Origin of the sequence: Pseudomonas sp. SWRI154 (genome assembly GCF_014268645.1) — a bacterium.
Classification (GTDB): domain Bacteria; phylum Pseudomonadota; class Gammaproteobacteria; order Pseudomonadales; family Pseudomonadaceae; genus Aquipseudomonas; species Aquipseudomonas marvdashtae.
On record NZ_JABWQW010000089.1, the window covers coordinates 1 to 399 of the forward strand.

Here is a 399-nt window from a genome sequence, read left to right on the forward strand (position 1 = left end):
CGTCGCGAAAGTGTAGGAAAGGCGCACCGTCGCCGGGTTGGGCGATGATCAGTTCGTCCGGTTCGCTGCTCAGGTAAATCGCCGCACGGGCCAGGCTGTTGTGGATCGCCGGGCGTTGCAGGTTCGGTCGAGGAAAGGTCGTGCGACGGTTTTCCTGGTCGATCCAGATGACCTGCTCGCCTTCAATCAACAGGCGATGGGCCAGGGCATGACTCCAGCCACGGCCGAGGCCAATGTCCAGGTCGGCGGCGCTGGTGCGATAAAGACGGGTGAAGACGAAGGGCAAACGCCCGTCGAGGGTGCCATCGTCCAGGGTCAGCAGTTCTTCGCCGGTGACCATCGACACCGGGCAGCCATGGGTGCGGGTTTGGTCGGCGTTGTCGGCGGGATCGCCGTTGG

At 64.2% G+C, this 399-nt stretch carries 1 protein-coding gene; it reads right to left on the bottom strand.

From position 1 onward, the window contains the following. Positions 1-399 (bottom strand): DUF6531 domain-containing protein (locus tag HU806_RS26280; RefSeq protein ID WP_186615813.1); only part of this gene is annotated, 399 nt, incomplete at both ends.